Source organism: Myxococcus vastator, assembly GCF_010894475.1.
GTDB lineage: Bacteria > Myxococcota > Myxococcia > Myxococcales > Myxococcaceae > Myxococcus > Myxococcus vastator.
On the sequence record NZ_JAAIYB010000417.1, the window covers coordinates 1 to 7,468 of the forward strand.

The 7,468-nt window shown below is 67.8% G+C and carries 5 protein-coding genes; 3 read left to right on the top strand and 2 right to left on the bottom strand.

What is annotated here, in order from left to right; translation table 11 throughout:
* Nucleotides 1-233: 233 nt before the first annotated feature.
* The 3 genes from G4D87_RS30040 to G4D87_RS30050 all read left to right on the top strand — a co-directional run bounded on the left by G4D87_RS30040 (nt 234) and on the right by G4D87_RS30050 (nt 6,491).
* Nucleotides 234-2,675: an ABC transporter permease gene (locus G4D87_RS30040; RefSeq protein ID WP_163786134.1), complete on the top strand. Its 2,442-nt coding sequence runs from the start codon at nt 234-236 to the stop codon at nt 2,673-2,675.
* A gap of 565 nt (nt 2,676-3,240) precedes the next feature.
* Complete coding sequence (locus tag G4D87_RS30045) at nt 3,241-4,527, top strand: site-2 protease family protein (RefSeq protein WP_163786135.1); 1,287 nt, start codon at nt 3,241-3,243, stop codon at nt 4,525-4,527.
* A 2-nt stretch (nt 4,528-4,529) separates the two neighbouring features.
* The gene (locus tag G4D87_RS30050) at nt 4,530-6,491 is read left to right on the top strand and encodes a tetratricopeptide repeat protein (RefSeq protein WP_163786136.1); all 1,962 of its coding nucleotides are present in this window, start codon (nt 4,530-4,532) and stop codon (nt 6,489-6,491) included.
* Between the two features lie 6 nt (nt 6,492-6,497).
* Here G4D87_RS30050 and G4D87_RS30055 read toward each other — a convergent pair whose 3' ends face one another.
* Nucleotides 6,498-6,965: a hypothetical protein gene (locus G4D87_RS30055; protein ID WP_163786137.1), complete on the bottom strand. Its 468-nt coding sequence runs from the start codon at nt 6,963-6,965 to the stop codon at nt 6,498-6,500.
* 26 nt (nt 6,966-6,991) lie between these two features.
* Nucleotides 6,992-7,255: an OmpA family protein gene (locus G4D87_RS39675; RefSeq protein WP_240358723.1), complete on the bottom strand. Its 264-nt coding sequence runs from the start codon at nt 7,253-7,255 to the stop codon at nt 6,992-6,994.
* Between the last annotated feature and the right edge of the window lie 213 nt (nt 7,256-7,468).

A 7,468-nucleotide genomic window follows, 5' to 3' on the forward strand; every position in this document is an offset into this window, starting at 1 on the left:
CTCTGCAACCCTCCCTCCCCCTCAACAGGGCCTCCATTCCTCTTATGCGCCGCGATTGCAGTGCAGTTCATCGCGGACGGCGGCAAGGAATTGCTGCGGTAGGACACGCCCGGAGCCGCCCCGACCAAGGAGGCGGCCCCTGCACTGTCTGGGCAATTCGTGCAAGCCATTATCATCAAGCATAACTGTGGTAAATAGAGAGCCGGACTCCCAGGAAGCATTCCAAGGACGTCATGCTCGCCAATCTCGCCCAGGATGTTCGGTACGCGCTGCGTACCCTCCTTCAGAATCCCGTCTTCACCACGGTCGCGGTGGTGACGCTGGCGCTCGGCATCGGCGTCAACGCCGCCATCTTCACCGTGGTGGACGCCACCCTGCTCAGGCCGCTGCCCTATCCCGCTCCCGAGCGGCTGATGCATGTGTGGGAAACGCGGGTGAAGGACGAGGGGGCGCAGGAGATGAATACCTCCTACCCCAACCTCCTCGACTACCAGGCGCGCGCGAAGTCCTTCGAGTCGATTGCCGGCTACACGTCCATCTCCTTGCGGCTGGTTCGCAGCGAAGGCTCGCAGATGGTCCAGGTGACGCTCACCTCGGGGAGCTTCTTCGACATGCTCAAGGTGAAGCCCGCGATGGGGCGGCTGTACGGACCGGATGACGACCTCCCGGGCGCGGAGAAGGTGGTGGTCCTCAGCCATGGCGGATGGCAGCGCTACTTCGGCGGGGACACCTCCGTGGTCGGCCGCACCATCGACCTGGAGGGAGCGCCGCGCACCATCATCGGCGTGCTGCCGTCAGGCTTCCAGTTCGCCCTGGCGGAGGCGGCGGACATCTGGACCACGCACCGCCCCAACATGCCCCCGGGCATGCTCGTCCCCCGCAATCTGCGTTGGGTGCGCGCGGTGGGGCGGTTGGCGCCGGGCGTGGCGCGCGAAGCCGCCCAGGCGGAGTTGGCGGGCATCTCCGAGACACTCGCGACCGAACATCCCGACAGCAACGGCGGCGTGAGCACCCGGCTCGTCCCGCTGCAGGATCAGGTCGTGGGCCCGCTGCGGCCGCTGCTGCTGGTCATGCTGGGCGCGGTGGGGCTGGTGCTCCTCATCGCGTGCGGCAACGTGGCCAACCTCCTGCTGGCCCGAGCCACTGCGCGCCATGGAGAGCTGGCCGTGCGACTGGCGCTCGGCGCGAGCCGGGGCCGGCTGGTCCAACAACTGCTCACGGAGAGCCTGCTGCTGGCGCTCCTGGGCGGCGTCGCCGGGCTGCTGTGCGCGAAGTGGGGTCTGGAGTTGCTGCTGGCGGCCATTCCCGCCGCGCAGTTCAGCACCATGCCGTACCTGAGGGATTTGCAGCTGAACTGGCAGGTCCTCGCATTCACCCTCGCCATGTCCGTATTCACAGGCGTGCTCTTCGGCTTGGCCCCGGCGGTGGTGTCCACCCAGCCAGACCTGCAGAGTACCTTGAAGGGGCAGGCCCAGGGCATGGCCGGCGGCGCGCGGGGCCGCCTGCGCCAGGCGCTGGTGGTGGGCGAGGTGGCACTGGCATTGGTACTGCTGGTGGGCGCCGGACTGCTGCTCAAGAGCCTGACACGGATGATGGCCGAGGACCCGGGCTTCGACCGGGAGAACCTCGTGGTGATGGATGTGATGCCCCCTCCGGGCAAGTACCAAGAGGACCATTCGCTCTCTCAGTTGCACGCGCAGCTCGTCACGCGCGCGGAGGCGCTGCCCGGGGTGATGGGCGCAGCCTTCACCAGCAGGATGCCGCTGAGCGGCCAAGGCAACACCATTCGCTACGTCGTGGAGGGACAGCCCTCCGCCCAGCCGGGCGAGGAGAGCGAAGCCCACCTCCGCTCCATCACCCCCAACTACTTTCGCATCCTGAGCGTTCCCCTGGTGCGCGGGCGCGCCTTTGCCGCCACGGACGAAACAAACGGGCCCCGGGTGGTTAGCATCAATGAGACGCTCGCCAAGAGGCTCTTCCCCGGGCAGGACCCGGTGGGCCAGCACCTGCGCCTCTCCTTGAATGGTGAGCAGAAGCCCCACGAAATCGTGGGCGTGGTGGGCGACGAGCGCATGGCCGGGCTGGACACGGAGCCGCCCCCCACCATCTACACACCCGACACGCAGAACGCGTCCACCCGCTCCGTCCTGGTGCTGCGCATGAGGCCCGGGGCCACGAGCGTGGCGTCCGCGCTGCGCGCCGAGATGCGGGCCGAGGACGCGGACCTGGTGTTGTCCGGCGCGCGCACCATGGAGGAACTGGTGGCCACCGCGCCGTGGATGTTCCTGCGTCGCTACCCGACATTGGTGGTGGGCGTGTTCGCCGCGGTGGCGTTGTTGTTGGCCATGGTGGGCGTCTATGGCGTCATGGCCTATTCGCTCAGCCAGCGCTCGCGAGAGCTGGCAGTCCGCATGGCACTGGGTGCCCGGAGCCAGGACGTGCTGGCCATGGTGGTGTGGCAGGGCGCGTCGTTGGCACTGCTGGGAGTGGGCCTGGGACTGGTGGGCGCTCTTGCCCTCGGCCGCGTCCTCCAGCGGGTGCTGTTCGGGGTGAGCGCGGCCGACCCGGTGGTGCTCGCCGGAAGCTCGGCCATGCTGGTCCTCATGGCCGCGCTGGCCAGCTACCTGCCCGCCCTCCGCGCCTCGCGCGTACCCCCCGCCTCCGCGCTGCGGTAGCGGCCAACACCGGGGCGAGCCACCTCCCCGCCAGGCAATGTCTGATGGCAATGCATGCGCAACCGCAACAGCCTGCTTGTGCAAGAACTGGCAGGTGGTCACGCACGGGCAGCGCCATTCACAAATCACTAACGGTGTCAGGAATAACTCATCAATGCAGTAAGGCTCGAAAATGTCCATACACACGCATAGTTCTGTTCTGATTTGACTAGAAGTAAATAATCAGTAGTCTTGAAAATGGCGCGGCGCCATGAGGGCGCCGTCAGCCGAATCCAGGAGGTTGTATGAACAGCAACGCGACCCAGCCGGCGATGAAGAAGTTCACCATCCGCGAGATGGAGACCGTGAAGACCACCGCCGCTGTGTACCACGAGTGGTGCATCGTCACGGCCGCCACCAACTAGCTCCTGCTGCGATTAGGAGCAGGGGCAATGGAAAACCCGGACCGCCATCTCGTGAACCCAGGCTCCAGCTCGTGCTCCAAACCCTGGATGGGGGTGGAGCTGTTGCGCCTCCCCCATCCCGGGCGCTGCTGTCTATCCAAACAGGCCAACGAGACCCACACGTGAGCCTTTACCAAGCCACGTCGACGTTTGTCACCGCTCCCTACACGCAACAAGCGGACGGCGAAGAGGTCATCATCGGCCTGCCCGAGCAGGGCATCTTCCTGGCCCTCCCTCCCGATGCGGTCGAGCTCATCGACCAGCTCCGCAATGGAAAGACACTCGGCGAGGCCGAGGCTTTCTACATCGCGAAGTACGGCGAGGTGCCGGATTCAGAAGGGCTGATTCAGGCTCTGGAGCAGCGGGGGTTCCTGCGCGACGCGGCACGGGCCCCGGTTGCGAAGGCGCCCGAGGCCGGCGAGCCGCGGAAGGCCGCCCCGGTGCGTTATCACTTCGCCGGCTTCCCCCAACGCCTGGCGCAGCGCATCTTCGGCACCTGGGCGTTCGCTGTCTATGGGTTGCTCGTCGCGCTGGCGATAGCGGCAGTCTGTGTCGAGCCCACCATCCTTCCACGGTGGTCATCACTCGTCGTGTCGCGGAACATGACGGCCACGGTGCTCGTGTTGATGGTGTTGAGCTATGTGATGCTCTTCCTCCATGAGATGGCGCACCTGATTGCCGCTCGCGCCGTGGGCGTATCCTGCCGCATGGGGATTGGCCACCGGCTGTGGATCCTCGTGGCGGAGACGGACATGACGGGCGTGTGGGCCATTCCGCGGCGCCAGCGATATCTGCCCTTCCTGGCGGGCCCCATCTTGGACCTCGTACTGGCGGCCCTGCTGCTGCTGTCGCTCTTCGCGAGCGCGCGAGGCTGGGTGCAGCTTCCTCCTACGGGGCAGTGGTTGCTGCGCGCTTCACTCATCATGCTGGCGTTCCGCATGCTGTGGCAGTTCCACTTCTTCCTGCGCACGGACTTCTACTGCGTCTTCGTCACCCTCTTCGGGTGCAAGAACTTGATGGGGGACACGGAGGCCTTCCTGAAGCACAGCGTGCGCGGGTTGTTGCGGCGCCCCCGGCAGGCAGGCAATCCACTGGACGCCGTGCCCCCCCGGGAGCGCCCCGTCATCCGCGCGTATGCGGGCTTCTGGGTGGTGGGCAGGGCCGTGGCATTCATCGTGCTGTTTGGCATTCAGCTCCCCGTCGTGTTCGCCTACGTCCGGTCCGTGGTTGGCGTCTTGAGCTCGCCAGGAGACCACTTCCACATGCTCGTGGACGCGTTGATGCTGAGCACGCTGGCTGTGTTCACGCTGGGGACGGGAATGTTCCTCTGGTTGCGCAGCCTGATGCGTGGTCGCTCTGCCCGGAAGAGCGCGGCGTCTGGTCTATCCCCATCCGTGGCCCTGGAGTGACGATGACACCCTCGAGCGAAATCCTCTCAACGCTGCTTGCGTCCCCCTCGGTGCTGGTCCTGGAAGCGGAGCCCGGGGCACAGCGGCAGGCCCTGCTCAAACAGTGGCGTGAAGAGGCCCAGCGGCAGGGCGCACGCGCCTGGGATGTGAGCTGCGACATGGATTTGCACGGCCCCTGGGCCGGGCTGCGGGAGCTGTTCGCCACCAGCGTGCCGGCGCTCCGCGAGGAAGCGCCAGAGTTGCTCACGCGGCACGACTACGAACTGCTCGCCGTGCTTCCCACCCTGCGCCGGGAGATGAAGGCGCGCTACACGACGCTGACCGAAGGCGCGCTCAGCCACGAAAGGGTTCGCAACTATCCGGCGGACCGGGTGTTTCGCATCTCCCAGGGGCTCATCAACCTGATGGCGGCCTGGCGGCAGCGGGCGCCGCGGGGGCCCTGGGTCATCTTGTGTGACGCGTTCGACCGCGGGGGGACGCTGGTCCAGCACTTCTATCTGGAGTTCCTGCGGCGCCGGGCCCAGCCCCTGGATTTGCGGATGGTGCTGGCGGTGGCTCCGGGGCAGGCTGAGCCACTCCTCAAGCGGCTCTCGCGCAGCCCCGTGGCGGTGCACACGTCGCGGCTGGAGCTCCCGCCAGGGCCGCCCCCCTCCCCGGTTTCACCGGAAGAGGCACTGCGGCACGCCGAGGCGCTCGAGGCCCAGGTCAAGGATGATGCGGTGGAGCAGGAGATGCGCCTGCCGGAGCTGCTGCGCGCCTGGCAGGCTGCAGGCCTGGAGGACCGGCTGTTCAAGACCCGCGTGACGGCGTTCCGGCTGGCCAACCACTACGGCCTCTACGAGGACGCGCTCCGCTACGGCGAGCCACTGCGAGACCAGGTGCAGCGGCTGGCGCGGAGTGATCCCGACACCTATTGGACCGTCCTGGGGAACCTGTTCAACAGCTACTCGGCGCTGAGGGCCACCGACCGCATCCTGGACCTGGCCTCCCAGGTGGACGTCGAGGCGACGGCTCCGCATCTGCGGGCCAAGCTCTACTACACGCTGGCCATGCTCTACGGGCGGTTCCAGGCCAAGCCCGACCTGGCGCGCGCGGAGCACTACCTGTACCTGGGGCTGGAGGAAATCGAGAAGGCCAGCCTGTCGGATGAGAACCGCGCCTTCACGCGGGTCTTCAACCGCAACGGGCTGGCGTTCATCCGCAACCGGCAGGGCAGGTCGGAGGAAGCCATCGAGCTGTGCAGGACGGGCCTGGAGCAGCTTGAGGCGCGTCTCAAGCCAGACCAGCACCACCTCCACCGCTCCGTGCTGCTCTACAACATCGCCCAGGTGCTCGCGGGGCTCGGCTCGGATGAGCGGGCCATCGAGCATTACAGCGCCGCCATCCAGATGGACCCGGGATACTCCGAGTATTTCAACGAGCGGGGCTGCCTGCTGATGCGCAACGGGAGGGGCGAGGAGGCGCTCGCGGACTTCCACCAGGCCATCGAGCTGAGCCCGCCGTATGCCGAGGTCCACATCAACCGGGGACAGTGCCTGAGGGCCATGGGGCGCATGGAGGAGGCAGTCGCCGACTTCTCCACCGCGCTGGACCTGGAGCCGTCCCGGCTGCTCGCATTGCTGGGGCGCGCCCAGTCCCACGAGGAACTGGGGCGCACAGAGGAGGCCCTGGCCGACTATTCGGCCGCGCTCGCGCTCCAACCCGCCCAGCCCCTGGTGCTCGCCAACCGTGCGAGCCTCCACTACGCGCGGCAGCAGCTGCCCGAGGCGCTGGCGGACCTGAATGCGGCCATCGCCCTGGCCCCGACCATGGCGGACTTCTACACGAACCGGGCGCTCGTCCTCGCGGAGCTGAAGCGGCGCGAAGAGGCGGCTCGCGACCTGCACACCTACCTGGGCATGGCCCCGGCCGCCGAGGACCGGGCCAGCGTGCAGCAGCGCCTGGACGCGCTGCTGGCTGCGTGAGCGGGGCTACAACCCGCTCGCCGTCACCCAGGCGGAGCCCTCGCGCTTCACCAGTCCCTGGGGTTTGCCCTCCAGGGAGAGCTCCTCGGGGCCCGCGCGGCGCGCGTCGTACGCGTAGCCATCCTGCACCTCCTGCAGGTACACGACGACGGCGTCGAGCACGTTCTCCTGCACCACCTTGAAGGTGCCGTCCCCGCACAGGGGCTCGTCACCCGCGAAGAAGCGCTCCAGCATCGACTCCTCGGGGCGGAGCCCGAAGACCACCACCGGCGTGGGCTCCTCGCGTCTCTCCGAGGCCAGCTCGCGCACCAGCTGCGCCGGCGTCGGCTTCTTCAGCACCGACTGGAGCAGCAGGCACTTCTGCGCCTCCGCCTCGTGCGTCACCGCAACGCGTGCCGGGTTGTGCGCGCAGCCCGTGCTGCCCAGCAGCCCCAGCCCGAGTGCGGCCCAGGCCGTCCGGTGGAATCTGCTCATCCGTCGTCTCCTCAAGTCGCTCACCGTCACAACTTCCGCCATCGTGGGGGGTACGGCGCCTGCTGGAGCGTCGGATCCTCCACGGCGATGATGTACTCGGCGCGGCGGTTGCCCACCTCCGCCGTCTCGTCCGGCGTCTGCACCGCGAGCGACTGCTCGCCAAACCCCTCGTAGAACACCGGGACCTTCAGGCCCCGTTTCCGAAAGTACGCGGCCAGGCTGCGCGCCCACTCAAGCGACAGCTCGCGGTTGGCCGCCGTCGCGCCCACCGTGTCCGTGTGGCCCAGCACGCACAGCCGCAGCGCCGGCCGCGAAGCGCCCGTACTTCGACAGCGCCTCCGTGATGATCGCGTGGCTCTTGTCCAGCTTGCTTCGTTCTCCCGCCGGCACGTCCGCACGGCCCGAGGCGAAGTTCACCTCCTCGTGCGGGATGTCCACCTGCTGTCCACCGGCCGGGAGCATCGCTCGGGCGGCCCCGTCAGCGGCCCTCCTCGGCCCCCTCC

Coding starts and splice junctions, on each gene's coding strand:
- G4D87_RS30040 (WP_163786134.1), top strand. CDS start 234: ATGCTCGCCAATCTCGCCCAGGATGTTCGGTACGCGCTGCGTACCCTC.
- G4D87_RS30050 (WP_163786136.1), top strand. CDS start 4,530: ATGACACCCTCGAGCGAAATCCTCTCAACGCTGCTTGCGTCCCCCTCG.
- G4D87_RS30055 (WP_163786137.1), bottom strand. CDS start 6,965: ATGAGCAGATTCCACCGGACGGCCTGGGCCGCACTCGGGCTGGGGCTG.